The 19,426-nt window shown below is 43.8% G+C and carries 10 protein-coding genes; 3 read left to right on the forward strand and 7 right to left on the reverse strand.

Annotated features, from left to right (window positions below; genetic code table 11):
• Window positions 1-63: 63 nt before the first annotated feature.
• Window positions 64-3,204 (reverse strand): DNA mismatch repair protein MutS, encoded by a 3,141-nt coding sequence (gene mutS, locus FQV37_RS02120; protein ID WP_160021090.1) that lies wholly within the window; start codon window positions 3,202-3,204, stop codon window positions 64-66.
• Window positions 3,205-3,666: 462 nt separating this feature from the next.
• On the opposite strand from mutS, the gene secA reads away from it, so the two are divergent.
• Window positions 3,667-6,468, forward strand: coding sequence for a preprotein translocase subunit SecA (gene secA / locus FQV37_RS02125; RefSeq protein WP_160021091.1), 2,802 nt, complete (start codon window positions 3,667-3,669; stop codon window positions 6,466-6,468).
• A 241-nt stretch (window positions 6,469-6,709) separates the two neighbouring features.
• Window positions 6,710-7,243, forward strand: a complete 534-nt coding sequence (locus tag FQV37_RS02130; RefSeq protein ID WP_160021092.1) for a hypothetical protein — start codon at window positions 6,710-6,712, stop codon at window positions 7,241-7,243.
• Window positions 7,244-7,367: 124 nt separating this feature from the next.
• Here the strand turns inward: FQV37_RS02130 and FQV37_RS02135 are convergent, their stop codons facing one another.
• The 5 genes from FQV37_RS02135 to FQV37_RS02155 all read right to left on the reverse strand — a co-directional run bounded on the left by FQV37_RS02135 (window position 7,368) and on the right by FQV37_RS02155 (window position 13,359).
• Entirely contained in the window at window positions 7,368-7,934 is a 567-nt protein-coding gene (locus FQV37_RS02135; protein ID WP_160021093.1) for a YsnF/AvaK domain-containing protein, read from the reverse strand.
• 243 nt (window positions 7,935-8,177) lie between these two features.
• Window positions 8,178-9,026 (reverse strand): DUF2382 domain-containing protein, encoded by an 849-nt coding sequence (locus tag FQV37_RS02140; RefSeq protein WP_102090798.1) that lies wholly within the window; start codon window positions 9,024-9,026, stop codon window positions 8,178-8,180.
• Window positions 9,027-9,424: 398 nt separating this feature from the next.
• Window positions 9,425-10,606 carry a thiolase family protein gene (locus tag FQV37_RS02145; RefSeq protein ID WP_057758226.1) on the reverse strand — a complete coding sequence of 394 codons (1,182 nt, stop codon included), beginning with the start codon at window positions 10,604-10,606 and terminating at the stop codon, window positions 9,425-9,427.
• A gap of 109 nt (window positions 10,607-10,715) precedes the next feature.
• A complete protein-coding gene (locus FQV37_RS02150) occupies window positions 10,716-12,071 on the reverse strand; it encodes a homoserine dehydrogenase (protein WP_160021094.1) in 1,356 nt (451 codons plus the stop codon).
• Window positions 12,072-12,504: 433 nt separating this feature from the next.
• Window positions 12,505-13,359 carry a DsbC family protein gene (locus tag FQV37_RS02155; protein WP_160021095.1) on the reverse strand — a complete coding sequence of 285 codons (855 nt, stop codon included), beginning with the start codon at window positions 13,357-13,359 and terminating at the stop codon, window positions 12,505-12,507.
• A 405-nt stretch (window positions 13,360-13,764) separates the two neighbouring features.
• Between FQV37_RS02155 and FQV37_RS02160 the strand changes: the two genes are divergently transcribed.
• Window positions 13,765-14,706: a DUF808 domain-containing protein gene (locus FQV37_RS02160; RefSeq protein WP_134292602.1), complete on the forward strand. Its 942-nt coding sequence runs from the start codon at window positions 13,765-13,767 to the stop codon at window positions 14,704-14,706.
• 116 nt (window positions 14,707-14,822) lie between these two features.
• Here the strand turns inward: FQV37_RS02160 and FQV37_RS02165 are convergent, their stop codons facing one another.
• Entirely contained in the window at window positions 14,823-19,001 is a 4,179-nt protein-coding gene (locus FQV37_RS02165) for an Rne/Rng family ribonuclease (RefSeq protein WP_160021096.1), read from the reverse strand.
• Window positions 19,002-19,426: the final 425 nt, after the last annotated feature.

A 19,426-nucleotide genomic window follows, 5' to 3' on the forward strand; every position in this document is an offset into this window, starting at 1 on the left:
AAAATAGAATATTTGAAAAATAAAGCATATTTTAGCGCCTTTACCGCTATTTGACAATTCCCTTTAATGACTAATGAATTTCTTAAGATGATAGAGCAGGTCATGCGCTTGTTTGGGTGTTAGGTTGTCAGGGTTAATAGCGTTAAGCTCATCTTGCAAGCTAAATAGCTGATTTTGCTGTGGATTATTATTCGTAGTTCTAGTTTGGCTATTACTGCTGCCATTTTCTTTTTCTGCCTCGTCATTATAAGCCTGCTGGCGTTTATCCTTTACTGACTTAGCTAAGTCATTTTTGTCATCAACCTTATCTATCACAACTTTTTCATTTTCTGTTTTTACGCTATTTATTTTCAAGTTGTCTACTAAATAGCGCTTGGCATCATTCAATACCTGAGTAGGGATGCCAGCCATCTTAGCGACGTGTAGTCCAAAGCTAGAGCTGGCAGCGCCTTCACGTATTTGATGCAATAGTAATAATTGGCCATCGACTTCACTAGCGGCGACATGGACATTACGAATATTGGCATGGCTGCTTTCAGCGTAATTTGTACTCTGCGCCAATTTTGTCAGCTCAAAGTAATGGGTGGCAAATAACGTCAGGCAGCCAATCTCGACCAAGCGATTGACGCAAGCGTGGGCGATTGCGAGACCGTCAGTCGTCGCCGTACCACGTCCGACTTCATCCATTAATACCAGCGATTTATTAGTCGCTTGATTAAGAATGTTAGCAGTTTCAATCATCTCTACCATAAAGGTGGATTTACCGCCTGCCAAATCATCAGCCGAGCCAATACGAGTAAAGATACGGTCGATGTCACCTATATAAGCACGCGCTGCTGGGACGAAGCTACCGCAATGCGCCAGTAGGACAATCAATGCTGTTTGGCGCATAAAGGTCGACTTACCACCCATATTAGGGCCGGTAATCATTAACAGTCTTTCAGGGTTTGCATGACTGCCTAAAGCGCAATCATTGGCGACAAAATGGCTCGTAGGTTGAGAATTGTTGATTTTATTAACAGTATTTCCAGTATTGGCTGGATTTAACGCCGCTTCGACGACGACATGACGACCTGCTTTGATATCGATACTGGTTTGGCTATTATTCAAGCTATTTTCTAAGTTATTATTTTCTAAGCCGCTAGCCTCTTTTAAGTCTTTACTCATGACTGGGCGCCGCCAGTTATAAGTAATCGCAAGTTGCGCCCAATTACTAAGCACATCTATTTGTGCAATAGCCGCGCTTAGCTGTTGTAGTTCCGCTAAATGGCTGCTTAACAGTGTCAACAGTTGGTGATACAGCTGTTTTTCACGAGCTAACGCTAAGGACTGGGCACTTAGATATTCTGTCTCGACTTCCTTTAGCTCATCAGTGATAAAGCGCTCACTACTTTTGAGCGTTTGCCGACGGATAAAGTGGGCAGGGGCATTCTTCGCCTGCATTTTGGGCAGTTCGAAATAGAAGCCGCTGACTTTATTAAAGCCAACTTTTAGACTCGGTAATTGATTGTCTTGACGGGCACGCTCGACCATCTCGTCTAGCGTCGATTGAATATTGTCATGCAAATGAGTAAGGCGATCAAACTCTTCATCAAAGCCCGCTGCTAGCATTCCTCCATCGCGGATATGCGCAGGCGGTTCAATGACAATAGCGCGTTCGATTAATTCGGCGACGGATTGAACAGCAGGTAGTTGATCTGGCAATTGCTGCATCAACATTGGTAATAGGCCAGCGTCTTCAGGACTGATTCCCGATGCTATTAATAAGGTAGTAAGCTGGGCGCTACTAGCGATACCATCTGCAAGCTTGCGTAAGTCACGAGGTTTAGCACTCATTAGCCCGATTCGACTGCTGATTCGTTCAATATCGCCAATGGTATTCAGCATTTCTCGTAAACGTGTAACCAATAAGCTATCTTTTACATCTTGGTTTGATCCAATTGAGTCACTCTTTGGGTTTAGCAAACAAGTTATCGCATTTAGACGCATATTGATACGTGAATGCTGACGCAATGGGCGCTTCATTTGCTGCACGAGTAAACGTTTGCCCATCGGAGTTTGACAGTGGTTTAGTACAGATATCAAAGAAGTGCCATTGCTACTAACAGGGGTAAATAGCTCAAGGTTTTGCTGGCTATTGGCATCGATAATTAGGTAGTCATCGCTGTACTCGACGATAAGCTGATTGACTTGCGGTACATGGCGCTGCTGCGTTTGCTGTGCATAATGAATAAGCGCAGCACAGCTAGTTTGCGCCAGCAGGTTATCTGCAATACCCAAGCCATCAAGACGTTGCACCTCAAACTGCTGACAAAGCGTGTCGCTCGCGTGCACGCGGTGAAAGTCATTAGCTGCAACTTCTATGATGGGACAGTCCAGATGTTGCCGTAACCATAGGATCCACTCTGCATCAGTACCACTGACGCTTGCCAGTGCCTCGCTAATGATACATTCACTGGGTGCAAACCGTGCCAACACCGTCAGCATCTGAGTTTGCAACTCATCTATATCGTTTTTATCTGCTATTAGCGTCTGGGTAGTCAATGTACCTGCAGCTAGATCCATTTGGCTAACAGCTGCTTGTAACGTCTGGCTATTATCTTGCGTTTTTAAATGAGCAATATCAATGGCAACGACAGTCGGTGTATGGTTTGGTGCAATGAGTGCATCATCAGTAATAGTACCTGCTGTCAGCGTTTTGACGACTTCACGGCGCATGATGCTACCAGCAGCAGATTTACTTTTGTCTTTCTTTTGCTTGTCGCCCATCGCAGGGACATTAGACTTATTATCAGCGCTGCCAGTTGTCGATTCGTCAATTTGTTCGCATACGACTACTGTCTGACCAGCAGCAATCAAGCGTGCCATATAGCTATCGGCTGCATGGAATGGCACACCCGCCATGGCTATCGTGTTGCCTGCTTTATCCGTACCACGGCGTGTCAATGTAATGTCTAGTATTTGCGCCGCACGCTTAGCATCGTCAAAGAACAGCTCATAGAAGTCACCCATCCGGTACAAGAGCAATGCTTGTGGATAGTTGGCTTTCATGGTTAGATATTGCACCATCATCGGCGTATGGTCTGCTAGATTGTAGACGTCATCGCCTATACTTAAGCAGTCAGAGGTCTCTTGTTTTGATAAGGGTTTTTCTGATGAGTTAGGATTTGACGACTGATTTTGTCCAGATGGCTTTACGGTCATGCAGAGTCTCTTATAGTGCTTTAATGAGTGGTAATGAGTATTTTGTGATAGGGGTACTAAAGGGTCATTTGTCTTATGTATGAGTTTGATGTATAGCTTTGAGCTTTGGCTTTATCAATAAGCCAGTCACTTGTAGATAAATGGCTTAACGACAAATTCTGAGCCAAGATGCAGTGGTAGCAAGCGTATAAAAATCAAAATGTAAAAAATAAATAAAGTCGCTAAAAAAGCTAAGAAATTTAAGAAGGTATTCGCTATTTTAACACGTCCTACTAGGTTTTTACTGTGGCAAATATCTACTCGTTGCCCTTGTATCCATCAGCGTCATAACCATATATAATGACGGCACACTTAATTGGGCGATACTAAATTAGGTAGTACTTAGTCGGGTGATGACAAGGCAGAGAGCTAAGCTTTGGCTAATGCGCACTAATTATCGAATATTCCATAGGTCAAAAAATTATGTTATCAAAGATTATAGGCAGTGTGGTTGGCACCAAAAATGACCGCGAATTAAAACGCATGCGTAAAGTGGTCAGCAAGATCAACGCACGAGAGGCTGAAATACAAGCCCTGTCTGATGAGCAACTACAACAAAAAACTGAAGAATTTAAAGCCAGACATCAAAAAGGCGAAAGCTTAGATGCATTATTGCCAGAAGCCTTTGCTGTCTGCCGCGAAGCATCATTGCGTGTCAACGGCATGCGTCACTATGACGTGCAGCTGATCGGCGGTATCACCTTGCACGAAGGTAAAATCGCTGAGATGAAAACTGGTGAAGGTAAAACCCTAATGGGAACCTTGGCCATGTACCTAAATGCGATCAGCGGTAAAGGGGTTCATCTGGTCACGGTCAATGATTATTTGGCTGCACGTGATGCTGAGCTAAACCGTCCGTTGTTTGGGTTTTTAGGTATGACTGTTGGGGTGATTTACTCACAGCAGCCGCCACAAGAAAAAATCGAAGCTTATCAAGCCGACATTACCTATGGTACCAATAACGAATACGGTTTTGATTATCTGCGCGATAACATGGTCTTTAGTCTTGCTGAGAAAAAACAGCGCCCGCTAAACTTTTGTATTATCGATGAAATTGACTCAATCTTGATTGATGAAGCTCGTACGCCGCTTATCATTTCGGGTCAAGCTGAAGATTCATCACGCATGTACGCGTTGATTAATACCATCATTCCTGTGTTGATTCGTTCAAAAGATGAAGAAGCAAACAAGAATAACGAAGAAGAAGACTTCTGGATTGATGAAAAAAATCGCCAGATTGAGATCAGCGAAAAAGGCTATGAAAAAATCGAGCGCTTCTTAATCGAAGTGGGTGAGCTGGGTGAGAACGAAAGCTTATATAGCCCAAGTCGTCTGCCACTTCTGGCTCACGTTCAAGCTGCCATCCGTGCGCATCACGTATTTGTCAAAAACGTTCATTATATCGTCGATGAAGGCGAAGTGGTCATCGTTGATGAAAATACAGGCCGTACCATGCCTGGTCGTCGCTGGTCAGAAGGTTTGCATCAAGCAGTAGAAGCGAAAGAAAACGTTGAGATCCAAGCAGAAAACCAAACACTTGCAACCACGACATTCCAGAACTACTTCCGTCTATATGACAAGTTATCTGGTATGACAGGTACCGCTGATACCGAAGCTGCCGAGTTTAAATCTACTTACGATCTAGATGTCATTGTGATTCCAACGCATGAGCCAATTGCTCGTATCGATATGGATGACCAGATTTTCTTAACTAAGTTAGGCAAATACAAAGGCATCATTCGCGAAATTAAAGAAATTCAAGCCAAAGGCGCGCCAGTACTGGTTGGTACAGCGACGATTGAAGCCAGTGAAGAATTGTCTTACTTGCTTGACCAAGAAGGCGTTAAGCATAACGTTCTAAACGCCAAGCAGCATGAGCGTGAAGCAGAAATTATTGCACAGGCAGGTAGTCCGAAGTCAGTCACGATCGCGACCAACATGGCGGGCCGTGGTACGGATATTATCCTTGGTGGTAACTGGCAGTCGTTTATCGAAGATATTGATGCGGTTAGCCCAGAAGAGATGCAGCGTCTAAAGTCTCAATGGCAAGTCAAACATGACCAAGTTGTAGCAGCTGGTGGTTTGCATATCATCGGTTCTGAGCGCCATGAATCACGCCGTATCGATAACCAGCTACGTGGTCGTGCTGGTCGTCAGGGTGACCCTGGCATGTCACGCTTTTTCTTATCGCTCGAAGATGATCTGATGCGTATCTTCGCAGGCGATCGCGTGGTCAATATGATGCGTGCGATGGGTCTCAAAGAAGATGAAGCTATTGAACATAAAATGGTCTCTAAATCGATCGAAAACGCGCAAGGCAAAGTTGAGAGTCGCGATTTTGATGCTCGTAAAAACCTACTGAAATACGATGATGTTGCCAATGAACAGCGTAAAGTTATCTACGGTCAGCGTGATGATTTATTAGCAGAGATGGACTTATTAGAAGCTATCGAAGTGATGCATCATGAAGTATATAACGCGATGATCAATCAGTTTATTCCGCCTGGATCTATTGATGATCAGTGGAATATTGACGGCTTAGAAGACGAGTTAGAAGACGAGTTCAAAATCTCGATGCCGATTAATGATTGGTTAGATGAGGATCGTCGTCTGGATGAAGAAGGTCTGCGTGAGAAAATCGTTCAAACGGCGATAGATCGTTATCATAGTCGTCGCGAGCAGATGGGTGAAAAAGACGCCGCTCAGCTTGAGCGTCATTTCATGCTACAGAGTCTAGATAAGCATTGGAAAGAGCACTTAACGCAGATGGATCAGCTACGTAAAGGGATTCATTTACGTGGTTATGCACAGAAAAACCCTGAGCAGGAATATAAGCGTGAGTCGTTTGAATTGTTCCAGATGATGCTTGGTGCGATTAAGTCTGAGACCGTACAAGACTTGTCACGTGTACATATCCCAACCAAGGAAGAACTGGAAGCATTAGAAATTCAGCAACGTGAGAACGCTGCCCATATGCAAATGCAGTTTGAGCATGACGATGTAGATAACTTGGATAGCAATGCGAGTGGTTCAGCTGCCCAGCCGCAACCACAAAGCCGTAATCTAAATGGCGGTGCTGCGGCAGCTGGCGTTGGTGCTGCTATAGCAGGTAACAGTAGTAATGCTAATGAACCAAACCCATATGCAGGTATGAACATCAGTCGTAATGCAGCGTGTCCTTGTGGCTCAGGTCTTAAGTACAAGCAGTGTCATGGTAAAATCTAGTCGTTAGTCATGGCAAGTTAATAGTTATTTACTGAACTGCTATTAAAGCAAGCTCTTACCTAAAAAAGCCCTTATCTTAAGTAGATAAGGGCTTTTTTATATCTGTTAGATAACTTATGCAAACTTAAAACTTGCTAGACTAAGACCAACAAACACTTTGTATTGATTACTTACAAATTCAGCATAGGCGTGAATTTATGGACACGCTATAGTGTTTAACATATTTATTTGGGAGAGTGTCATGAGTGTAGAATTCTTAAAAAAAGTACGCAGCTCAGTAGTTTTAACAAGTTTGTTGGCTGGCGCCTTGACGGTCAGTGCTTGTCAGCAACAGGCAGAGCCGGAGTCGGGCATGGAAGACGGTGCTAATACAGAAGAGTCCGTTCCAATGTCAGCGGAGCCTGCTGAACCTAGTGATGTCGTCGTCGATACCGAAGACGCTTCGCTTAATGAAGTAGAAGGTGATACCACCGCTTCAGTAAATAGCGCCGTCATGCAGATGTCATATCTATGTACACCTGAACTAAAAGTTGAGGCGACTTATAAAGAAGATGCCAATCAAGTTGTTGTCGCAACCGATATGGGTACAGTAACGTTGAACCAGACCAATGAAGGTAGTAATCCTGAAGTGTTTGAAGTGGCGACCGCAATTGATGGTGGTCAAGGCTTCACACAGTGGCGTGTAGGGCATGAAGCTCGTAAAACTGGCGTCATGCGTACTGCGGGTGCAGATGAGTCGAATGTTAATACATTTGAGTGTAATGAAGCCTCATAATTTGTCTTCCATACTTAACGAGTGATAAGCATCAGAAAAGCAACGCTAAGATAGCGTTGCTTTTTTATGTTGTGAAATAATCTTTATCAATCATACGATTTCGTAGTGGTTAAACTATAAGCGCTTATTTTAACGGAGTTTTATCAGAACCATGAGCCAACAGACCCTCTTCAGTCACATCTAACTCTTCATGTCTGAGCTCTACTTGAATGTTGTCAGTATGTACATGAGTGCTCTTATTGATTTCGATGTCTTGAATAGCGTAGGTGTCTTTGGTAACAGTAGCCACTTGGCGAGATAGCACAATATCAATCGGTTCATCGCCAATCTCTATTTGTTTACCATTAATGGTCACTACAGCTTTGCTATCCAAAGAAGGCTCGACGTGGCGCAATATATCTTTTTCATCGTAGTTACCAGAGAGTAAATCTTGGCTTTCTGCGTCATGATAATCAGTACGAATGGTGATATATTCTTCTACCAACTCAATTGGCACTTCAACAGTCTTAGTACGTGAACGCTTGGTGACGGTTACTTTACCCACATCCAAGCGTTCTTTGTTAATCACAGGACGCTCTTCTAATAGCTCTAAGTGTCCAACATTGACGGTATTATTCGTCTGCTTCGTTGAGATATTTTGTTCTTTATCCAAGTTATCTCGGTAAAGGCTGTTTCCATTTTCAGTAGTCATTGTTGTTCCTTTATAATTATAAAATGATGAGTTTTCAACAATCTAAAACGTTATATGCCAACTACATATATTAACTAGCTACATTTAATACTATAAACCATTCGCTCATGTTATGAATACAAAAAAGACCAGAGACATGCTCTGATCTTAATGGCTAAACAGATGAGCTTAGCTACTTGTTACTATCATATTTAAATGATGATATAGGAAATTTACGTCATTAAACTATGATGTATTAGCATATTACATGCCACGAGCACGGCGTACATCTTCTGCTGTGATACCATCACGGTCTACTAAGTTACCTTCACGGTCAACCACATTGCCGTCACCATCAACATCTAGCTCTTCGCGTTGAATGGTCTCAACCACAGTTTCAGTGTGATGATCGGTCGTCTTGCCAACATTTACTTCTTCAGAAACATAGGTTTCTTTGCTGACGCGAGCACGTTCGGCCTGTAGCTCAACTTCAACTGTTTCAGTAGCATCGAGATCACCAATACGACGATCTGTTGGGCGATCTACGCTAGTACGTTGGATATTGGCATGTTCTTCTTCTAGATCTACATCGACATTGCGCTCTTCAGTAACGACATGCTTACCTACTTTTACTAGACCAGCAACGATACGGTCTTTATTTACCGTTAAACGCTCTTCTAATAACTCTAATGTATTTGGTGCATCATACGAGTGGTCTGCAATATCGACGCGATCTTCTACAGGGAGTGTATCAGCAGTAAATGCTTGACGATCTCTTTCGTACTGCTCTTTATAGCTGTATTGATAATCGTGATCGTATACTTCCATGGCTTCTACTTGTGTTTTGGTCAAGCTATCAAAGAAGACATCATCACCAACGATACGTGCTAAACCTGCTGGTACCAGTACTTCTTTTGAACTAAACCAGCCGCCTGCATCTACGATTAAGTAACGAATACGACCAGTCGTGTCTTCTACTAAGGCACCTTCGATTTTACCGATTTTTTCTTCATTGATACCGTAAGCAGTTTTGTGCGTTGGGTCATAATAGTCATCACCAATCAAATCTTGATGAGTAGCTTGAATATCTTTTAAACGGATTAGTTGACTCATTGTTATATTCCTTTTTTGCGAGTTTATTTTTTATAATGTAATGGTTGATGTTGTTATTAATTTTTAGTAGAACCGTATTTATTACAGTTAATGGTAAGCCAAATGAATAGCTTCCCTATCAACTTGTAGCTATCCTAACACCGTGATTTTTGATGAGATATATGAGCAAGGTAGCAAAGTGTGCACTTGCAGTAATTGCGTGTAATAGGCTGTAAATGGCATAACATAGAAGGGGGTAGAAATTAACGAGTCTTTACACAGAGTAATATTCAACATTCATCGAAAGAAAGCAGACACAAAAAAACCGCATTACCATTAGTAACGCGGTTTCTCAATAAACAATAATTATCTAGCTATTATTCAATTGACTTATTCTAAGTCAGTTAAACCTACTTTATTTAAGCAAGTTCAATAGCAACAGCTACCGCCTCACCACCACCGATACACAACGTTGCGATGCCTTTTTTGCCACCAGTACGTTTTAGAGAATTGATAAGTGTAATTAGAATACGAGCACCTGAACAGCCTACTGGATGACCAAGGGCACATGCACCGCCTTCGATATTTACTTTAGCATGGTCAAGTTTCAGCTCGTCCATTGCAGCCATAGTAACCATCGCAAAGGCTTCATTGATTTCCCATAGATCTACATCATCTACTGACCAACCAGCACTTGATAGTACTTTTTCGATGGCACCGATTGGCGCAATGGTGAATTCGCTTGGGTGACGTGAGTTTGAGGCAGTAGCAACAATGCGAGCCTGATAATCAAGGCCTTCAGCTTTCGCTTGTGACTCTTTCATTACTACGACGGCTGCAGCACCGTCTGAGATTGAGCTAGCGTTTGCAGCAGTAATCGTGCCGTCTTTAGCAAATGCTGGACGTAAAGTAGGAATGCGATCAGCGTTAGCAAGGGCAGGTTGCTCATCGGTATCAACAGTTTGCTCGCCTTTGCGAGTGGCAAACGTAACAGGCTCAATCTCATCTTTGAAGTGGTTGTCTTTGATAGCAGTCAGCGCACGGTTTAATGACTCAATTGCAAACTCATCCATTTGCTCACGTGTATAGCCTTTTTCATCGGCCATTTCTTGAGCAAACATACCCATAAGCTTACCAGTATCGGCATCTTCTAGACCATCTAAGAACATATGGTCTTTAACTTCTTTATGACCCATACGATAGCCGCCACGTGAACCTGGCATGATATATGGTGCATTGGTCATTGACTCCATGCCACCTGCAACAGCGACGTTGAAGCTGCCCGCTTTGATACCATCATGCGCTTGCATGACTGCTTTTAGACCTGAACCACAAAGCTTATTAATAGTGACAGCACCAGTCGCATCCGGTAGACCTGCTTTACGCATGGCTTGACGAGCAGGGCCTTGACCCAGACCTGCCGTCAAGATACAACCCATAATGACTTCATCAACACTGTCGGCGCTAACACCTGAGCGTTCGACAGCAGCTTTGATAGCGGCGGCGCCCAGCTCGGTAGCACTCATGTCTTTTAGTGCGCCTTGAAAGCCACCCATTGGTGTACGTGCGCCGTTTAGGATTACAATTGCATCATTTGACATCGTTATTATTCCTTGTTGTGCGTTTTGATTAAGTATCTACCAAGAAATCAGATGCCGATTGGCTAGCTTTTGCTTATATTATAAGCATCTGTCTTCTTCAGTATGTGGTTTATGCTAGCTCATCTAATCGTATGCGTACTACTTTATCAGTAATGGTCTCTAACTTTTCAATTTTTTCGATAGCGAGATTCATCTGACTCTCGACCACAGGTAGCGTCAGAATAATCACCGGCACTTGACCTACTTTATGCGCAGGCTTTTGCAAGATTGCATCAATATTGATACCAGCATCACTTAGGATGCGCGTGATATCTGCCAGTACGCCTGGGCTATCATAAGCATGCACACGCAAATAATAGCCAGTTACCATCTGATCGGCACGCAATATAGGCGTGTCTGATAGCTGATCAGGGATAAATGCTAAATGCGGGACATGATGGCCGTGGTTGCTTTGATTACTGTTGCTCTGATCGTCGCGGTCTTTGCTACCCAGTACACGAACCAAATCCATGACATCGGCCATCACTGCAGAAGCAGTTGCACCAGCACCAGCGCCATCGCCGCAATAGAGTGTCTGCCCAAGTGGATGTGAGTTAACCAATACTGCATTTTTTACACCATTGACGTTCGCCAATAGCGCATCTTGTGGAATAAGTGTCGGGTGTACGCGTAATTCAACCCCTGCGTCACCATCGTTTTCGCTATCGCGACGTACGGCAAACCCTAAATGCTTGATACGGTAGCCAAGCTCTTCGGCATAGTTCACGTCTTGCAGGGTAATACCAGTGATACCTTCACAGTAGACTTTATCAAACTGTAGCGGGATACCAAATGCGATTGAGGCAAGTAGCGCCAATTTGTGAGCGGCATCAATACCTTCAACATCAAAAGTAGGATCTGCTTCTGCGTAACCAAGTGCTTGTGCTTCGCTTAATACGTCGGCGAACGGGCGACCTTTATCACGCATTTCAGTCATGATAAAGTTGCCAGTGCCATTGATAATACCAGCTAACCACTCAATCTTATTGGCAGCAAGGCCTTCACGCATTACCTTGATAATTGGAATACCGCCTGCTACCGCTGCTTCATAAGCAACATGCACATTGTTTTCTTCAGCGAAGGCAAAGATCTCATTACCGTGTTCAGCGAGTAGAGCCTTGTTTGCCGTGACCACATGTTTGCCGTTTTTAATGGCCTGCATAATGACGTCTTTGGCTAAGGTGGTACCACCAATCACTTCGATAACAATATCGACATTATCGCTTGCGGCAATTGCCATCAGATCGCTGTTTTGCATGATATTGGTATCAATATCATCACGCTGACGACGCGTACCGACTTCGGTAATAATAATGTCGCGTCCGCTACGGCGTTTTAGCTCATTTAAATTGTCATTGATCAGATTGATCACGCCCGTTCCGACAGTGCCCAGACCAAGTATCGCTAGTTTGATGGAATTACTCACAGTATCCTCAAGAGGTTAAATACAATGAAGTCAGTATAAGCTGTGACAGTGTCAAATGAGTCTGCGACATCAAACAGAATGTCTGTGCGCATTGTCTAGTACTGCCTGCCTATCTACTTCATCATAGTTGAATAAAAAAAGCTCAAATAAAAAGGGTGTTGCTCATTTTGCATTGCGCTTTATCGTATCATACCGACAAGGCATTGTGACGTCTATACAATGCCATAAAAGCTCATGTCATAAAAGCCAATGTTCTGAAGGTTAATGTCATAAAGACTAATGTTACAAAGACAACGTCATCAAGGTTATATCAGCTGACGATTATAAAAAAGCGGTAGCTTCAATCTTGTTTGGCATATGTATATGTCATTTATGCTGGGTCACTCATATTAGTCGCTCTAATATGAGTGACTAATATTAATAACTCAAATGATTAGTTAGCGCCTACTGCTTGTGCCAATTCTGCTGCAGGCAAGTAGCCACCTACTTGTTGTCCTGTTTCGGTAAATACCGCAGGCGTACCGCGCACACCAAGTCTTGAGCCTAGAGCCATATGTTCTTGTACAGGGTTGGCACAGCTAGGGGCTTGTATATTGGCACCGATTTTTGCTTGATCCATTGCAGCTTTACGATCCTGACTACACCAGATCGCTTCCATTTTTGGTACAGACTCTTGACTGCGTGGCCATGCCAGATAACGAACCTCGATACCGCGCGCATTGATATCATCCATTTCTGAATGTAGTTTGCGACAGTAGCCACAGTCTGCATCGGTAAAGGCATAGATGACGGCCTTGGTTTTACCTTTTGCTGGATAAATCACCATGTCTTTTTTATCGACGGCTTTTAGCGCTTCTTGTGCTGTCGTAGCAACTAGGTCAGCACTGATATCAACTGGAGCGGCACCACCCACAGCGATGATCTGACCTTGAATAATATGCTTGCCAGCTTTATCAGTAAAGAAAGAAGGTAGACCTTCAGCGGTCACCCAATAAATACCATCCATATCTGTCGGTACGGCTGAAACGATAGTTTCCTCGATACCAGAGCTTTTTAGGTTTGCCTGTAACGCCTTCACCACGGCTGCATCATTACCAGCTGAGGGATTAGTAGCAGTAGCATTTGTCTGTGCAGCGTTTACAACACTGGTATTGCTAGTTGCATCAGCGGCATTGTTTGAGCAGCCAGCAGCGATACCAACCAGCAGCGCACTCATCATAAAACGAGATAGAATGGTACGAGAAAGGGCATTACGCAAGATGGTATTTTTGATAGTGGGGAACGGCATACGGGTTTCCTATAGGCGTCGCGCCTAATCATGAGTTCGTTATAAAAAACGCTATAAACTTTTCTATATAGTAATGTGTCTTGGCAGTGTTTTAAAGGTCTAACATTGAAGAAGTTTTTATAACTTGTTGATAATAAAAGATAGGCAGTAATAGCCTTCATATTACCATATTTACGCCAAATAATAGCGAACGGAAGGCAGCCAAGAAGTATCAATAAAGCCAACTTTAAAGAATGGCTATCAACATAAATTCAAAAAACAAGATACATTTGTGCTATTTAACATAGTTGCTTGAACTTGTAATCTATGGCTAATCGCATTGTTTCTATAAAAATCTGTATAAAGTGCATTGTATGAACCATTTGAGAACGACTTACTTTAACAAATTTGCTTTAAGGAGCACACATGGCAGGTGCCAGTTTATTAACCTTACTCGATGACATCAGTGTTTTAATGGATGATGTAAGCGTCATGACCAAAGTCGCTGCCAAAAAAACCGCGGGCTTAGTTGGTGATGATTTAGCACTCAACGCCGAGCAGGTCACAGGGGTTAAGCCAAATCGTGAGCTCCCCGTCATTTGGGCAGTTGCCAAAGGCTCTGCCGTGAACAAAGTGATTTTAGTACCAGCGGCGCTATTGATTAGTTATTTTATACCGTGGTTGATTACTCCGCTATTGATGATCGGAGGGCTATACCTGAGTTATGAAGGGGCTGAGAAGGTCATTCACAAATTTTGGCCGAAGTTGTTGCCTCATGATGAAGAGCAAAATGCCCGTTTAAAAGCCAACGCAGATGAGTCGGTAGATTTGGTCGCGTTTGAAAAGGACAAAATCAAAGGTGCCATACGTACAGACTTTATCTTATCAGCTGAGATTATTGTTATCTCTTTAGGCGCAATTACAGCAGCTGGTGGCGATATTGTCCAAAAGGGCATCGTACTTTCAATAGTGGCTGCTGTCGTGACCGTCGGTATTTACGGCTTAGTTGCAGGCATCGTAAAGATTGATGATGCGGGTCTGCATTTGATTGAAAACTCACAAGCAGGTGATAGTAAGCGCAAGTTTGGCGAGTTTATGCTTGCAGCTGCGCCAAAGCTTATGAAGTTTTTGTCCATAGCAGGCACGATTGCGATGTTCTTGGTGGGCGGCGGTATTATCGTTCACGGTATCAGCTTTTTGCATCACAGTGTAGAAGACATTGCCCATCTTACTGGGGTATTTGAAGGATTGACCGCTTCGTTATTAAATGGATTGGTCGGACTGATTGTTGGCGCTATTGTGGTAGCTATTGTTACTACTATTGGTAAAATCCGTGGTAAAGATGACACAGCGTCTTCTGCACATTAAGCTTATTTGCTTTTTATTGTCTCTCGTTTGAATTAGCAAGTAAGTTCGGCTGTATTAAAATAAAAAGCCCCAAAGCTACGAATAGCTTTGGGGCTTTTACATTTGAGCTTATATGACTAACTGTCGCTATCTGTATCATCAGATGCGAGCTTTTCAGCTTGCGTCGGCTTCTTATGCTCCGTCTTAGGCTTACGACTGCGCGCCTTTGGTACTTTTGGCGTAGTCAGATTGAACATACCAGTCTGTGGTAGTAATTGCTCAGCCACATTTTCGATCATGTTTTTATAGCTGGCTATAGTCGTCTTAGACTTAGCTGCCTGACTGTCATCTTTGCTAGCTTCTTTAGTAGTTTCTACTACTATCGATTCAGTCGTTTGCTCAGTCTCTGCAGCTATGTTTTCTGCAGCATCTTCTACTTCATTGCCAGTTTGCTCTGCAGGGATTTCGACTTCTGCGTCCTTAGCTTCTGACTGAGCACGCTCGACTTCTAGCAATTGCTCACTATCATCACTGACATCATCAGTTTGAGCCTGATTGGCGAGGGCAGTTGCTTCAACGTCATGCGCATCGACTTCGCTATCGGTTTGCTCAGTGATAGCTGGTTCCGCGTCACTTACTTGTTCAGCAGGTACGCTCAATACAGCGGGTTCCTGATAATCAGGATGCTGTCCGCGCGGATCGTTGCTAGCACGCTTAGTGATAGCATGTGGCTCAACGTCTGTCTTACCTTGTGCTGCTGCGAATTGACTGACAGCTTGGGTCATCGCTTCGAAGCGTGCAAGGTAGTCGGCAGCCAATGGTTGATAGCCATAGTTGCTAAAGTCAAAGTTCTGGCTAGCAGTATTAGGACTGTTATCAGTACTCTGAGATTGCTCATTATGCAAAGCAATAGTCGCGATAAAGCAGTTGATAATGCCTTCTTCTGCTAAGCGCGTTTGCGCCTCTGGTAGCGTGGTGCGAATAAACTCACCAACCGTACCACGTATTGCTGGCACATTAGTAGCAGCTGGCTTGTCCGCTTGAGTGGCTTGCTTAGCGAGTACTACACGTGGATCGTTACTCGCTTGCCCAAACTTTTCAGCAGTCACGTAACGTGTGCCAAATAGTGCTTCATGGGTTAGCTCAAGTGCTGAGTTACTCACACTACTTGTGCTTGCACTATTACTGTCAGCCTGAGTACTTTGAGCTTCATCACCCTTACTCACATTTTCAGCAGTCTTGGTTTCCTGCTGTTTTGGAGTCTCTGTAGCTTTTTCAGCATCAGCAGTTACCAACGTTGGAGCTTCCGCTTTACTTTCGGTGTTACTCATAGAGGTCGATGGTGCCTCTACAGCTACAGGTGCTTTTTTCTCTTCAGCAGCCTGCTCATGCTTAGGTATATCGTTTTGCACCTTAGCTTGTTCGGTAGATGCACGCTTATCGTCATTTACCTGATTGGCATTTGCTTCCACCATACTTTTTTCGTTATCGCTTTTCTTAACAGCATTCGAAGCACTGGTGTTTTGCTTATCAGTGTTCTGCTCATTGCTACTATGCTTATCAGTAGGTTTTTGAGCAGCTGTTTCGTTTGAACACTCATCTTTCGCTACGTTATTTGTCGCACTTTGCTTCTCACTAGGCTGAGTTTTGGCCTGTGTAGATTTGCTATCATCTAAAGATAGATGAACCACTTCAGGGGCTTTTAGCTCAGTTGGCGCTTCATTAACCTGTAGCACGACCTCGTTAGGGTCCTGATTACGGCGTGCGCTATGTTGATTTTTGCTATTGGCAGCATCGTTGTTTCTAGCGTTCTGCTGTTTGCTATGCTTAACGCTGTCAGCCGTTAGTGTCTCACCGCGCTCTAGCTTACCGCGTGAACCGCGTTGGCTATGCGATTTACGCTTAGTACGAGTTTGCTCATCTGCTTTAGAGCTGTTTTCGTTATCAGCATCACTGCGCTCGCTTGCGTTACGATTGCTGTTCTGTTGACTGCTATCTTGGCGGTTATTACGATTGCGATCGTTCGTACGTCTGTTATCGTTCTGACGCTTGTCTTGCTGTCTTTGGTCTTGAGTATCAGACGATTTGTCATCAGCATTGTTTGAGCCAGCGCTGTCTGAGCTACTGTTTACGTTGCCAGTATTCTCGTCAGTTGTCTCTTTTCTTTGACGCGGCTTAGAAGATCTAGACTTACGCGGCTTACGTCTTCTTCTGTCTTCATTGCTGTTGTCGTCAGTATCGCTGTCATTACGACGCGTTTGTTGACGATTAGCGTTGTTTTCTGACTGTTGACTGTCGTTTTTCTGGCTGTTGCTTTGTTGAGTTGGCTGCTCGCCAGTTGCAGCGGCACTATTCAATGCATTGCTATCAACTTGACCAAACGAGCCTAAGCTTTGCGCGCCCGTGTTTACTAGCGCTTCGATTGCTTCAGCGGCATCTCGGCTACTAACACTAGGTGTCGTAGTGGCTTGCGGTGCTTGAGCAAATAGGTTTGATAACCACGCAACGGCTTTTGGTTGAGCAGTAGCTTCGACACTCTGTGTCTGCGGTGCTACTGGAGCGGCAACACTAGCAGTTTTATTGGCTTGCGGTGCATGTGCAGGCGACACATCGTTGGTGTTTTTATGATTACGACGATCATTGCTATGATTTACCGTATCGTTCTGTGCTTGCGTGGCTGCATTCTGCTGTGTGTTTGAGCGGCTCTGCTTATCATCTGCAGTTTTACGAGGCTGGCGAGTAGGCTGCTGTTCAGGGCGCTCTTTTTCAGCAGTCTGCCAGTCAACGTTGTAGCCAAGGTCACTATGCTCTTGTTGCTGAGTATCAGTGATACGCTCATAGCTCGATGGTGCAAAGCCATCACGGTTGAAATGGAGCTTGAAGTTTGGTGATTCTAAATGCGCGTGTGGCAAAATAGTGATACGAGTGCCACTGTCTTGCTCAAGATAAACCAAGCTATCGCGCTTTTCATTTAATAAGAATGCTGCGATGTCTGTTGGGACTTCTGCTTGTACTTCACCTTGACGTTCTTTTAGAGCGATTTGCTCAATTTGACGCATGATAGATAGCGACAATGAACGCAAGTCACGAATCATACCGTTGCCATGACAACGTGGGCAGATATAGCCTGTTGACTCTTCTAATGAAGGACGTAGACGCTGACGGCTCATTTCCATCAGACCAAATTTAGAAATATCACCAAATTGAACACGAGCACGGTCATATTTGGTCGCGTCGATTAGACGTTTTTCTACTTCTTTTTGATGCTTATTGTCATTCATGTCAATAAAATCAATGACGATCAAACCACCCATATCACGCAAACGAAGCTGACGAGCAATCTCATCGGCTGCTTCTAAGTTGGTATGGTAAGCGGTCTCAGCAACGTCTGAACCTTTGGTTGACTTAGCTGAGTTAATATCGATAGAGACCAGTGCTTCTGTTTGGTCAATAACGATTGAACCACCTGATGGCAGACGAACTTCACGCTGATAAGCGGTTTCGATTTGTTTTTCGATATTGAAGCGCGAAAACATCGGTTCATAATCGGTATATTTGCGTAGCTTTTCGGCTTGTTTTGGCATTACCGCATCGATAAACCCAGCCGCTTCAATGTAAGCGTTTTCGTTATCAATCCAAATCTCAGCGATATCATCACGCAGATAATCACGAACGGCACGTGTGACAACGCCCGCTTCTTGGTGAACCAAGCGCGGTGATGGGTATTTTTGGTTTTGTTCTTGAATGGCTTGCCAAATATTGAGCAAGTGGTTTAAATCGTGTTGCAAGTCTTCTTGAGTTTTACCAATACCAGCAGTACGGATGATGACACTCATGCCTTTTGGTAAATCAAGGTTGCTCAGCATGCGTTTCATATCTTCGCGCAGTTTGCCTGAGATTTGACGTGAGATACCACCGCCGCGAGGGTTATTTGGCATCAATACCAGATAGCGACCGGCTAATGACACATACGTCGATAGGGCAGCGCCTTTATTACCACGCTCTTCTTTTTCGACTTGGACGATTAGCTCGTCGCCTTCTTTGATCAGTTTTTTGATATTTTCGTCACGTGGGTTGCCGCTTAGGTATTCAGCAGAGACTTCACGGATTGGCAAAAAACCTTGGCGCTGAGAACCATATTCGACAAATACTGCTTCAAGCGATGGCTCGACCCGGGTCACATGGCCTTTATAGATGTTAGATTTTTTTTGCTCGCGAGTACGGTTTTCTAAGTCGAAATCGTACAGGTGGTTGCCTTTACATAAGGCGACACGAATCTCTTCGTTTTGAGTGGCGTTGATCAAAATGCGTTTCATATTTGTATCCTATGAGTACGCATGATAACGATAAGACAGTCTTTAGGACATAGTGGCAAGTGTGGCTAATATTGTGATTAGCGTGTGTAGATGTTCATTAACGGTAGAACGTAAATCGTGGGTTTATAAAGCACATGGGCTTTTTCAACAGCTTCTTTTTTACCTGAAGTAATGAGCAGTGCTCACGTTAATATCAGTAATATAGGGTGTAAGGCTATGGTACTTATATTTTATCATCAGTAAACTTGGTACATATATGATTGGGTCAGCGAGTCAAAGCGCTCTTATTCTCAGTACGTTCTATTGGTAGTGATTTCAGCGCACGTTGTAAGCGTGGGCGAGGGTCAGTTACAGTTCTAAAAAATACTGATATTAAAAAGGCGTGGTGCTGTTGCCATTCATCCATCAAAGTCTAACAATAATAT

It is taken from the genome of Psychrobacter nivimaris (genome assembly GCF_009812035.1).
Classification (GTDB): domain Bacteria; phylum Pseudomonadota; class Gammaproteobacteria; order Pseudomonadales; family Moraxellaceae; genus Psychrobacter; species Psychrobacter nivimaris.

Excerpts from the sequence above, each read along its gene's own strand:
- mutS (WP_160021090.1), bottom strand. The coding sequence starts at position 3,204 with ATGACCGTAAAGCCATCTGGACAAAATCAGTCGTCAAATCCTAACTCA.
- secA (WP_160021091.1), top strand. The coding sequence starts at position 3,667 with ATGTTATCAAAGATTATAGGCAGTGTGGTTGGCACCAAAAATGACCGC.
- FQV37_RS02130 (WP_160021092.1), top strand. The coding sequence starts at position 6,710 with ATGAGTGTAGAATTCTTAAAAAAAGTACGCAGCTCAGTAGTTTTAACA.
- FQV37_RS02135 (WP_160021093.1), bottom strand. The coding sequence starts at position 7,934 with ATGACTACTGAAAATGGAAACAGCCTTTACCGAGATAACTTGGATAAA.
- FQV37_RS02140 (WP_102090798.1), bottom strand. The coding sequence starts at position 9,026 with ATGAGTCAACTAATCCGTTTAAAAGATATTCAAGCTACTCATCAAGAT.
- FQV37_RS02145 (WP_057758226.1), bottom strand. The coding sequence starts at position 10,606 with ATGTCAAATGATGCAATTGTAATCCTAAACGGCGCACGTACACCAATG.
- FQV37_RS02155 (WP_160021095.1), bottom strand. The coding sequence starts at position 13,359 with ATGCCGTTCCCCACTATCAAAAATACCATCTTGCGTAATGCCCTTTCT.
- FQV37_RS02160 (WP_134292602.1), top strand. The coding sequence starts at position 13,765 with ATGGCAGGTGCCAGTTTATTAACCTTACTCGATGACATCAGTGTTTTA.
- FQV37_RS02165 (WP_160021096.1), bottom strand. The coding sequence starts at position 19,001 with ATGAAACGCATTTTGATCAACGCCACTCAAAACGAAGAGATTCGTGTC.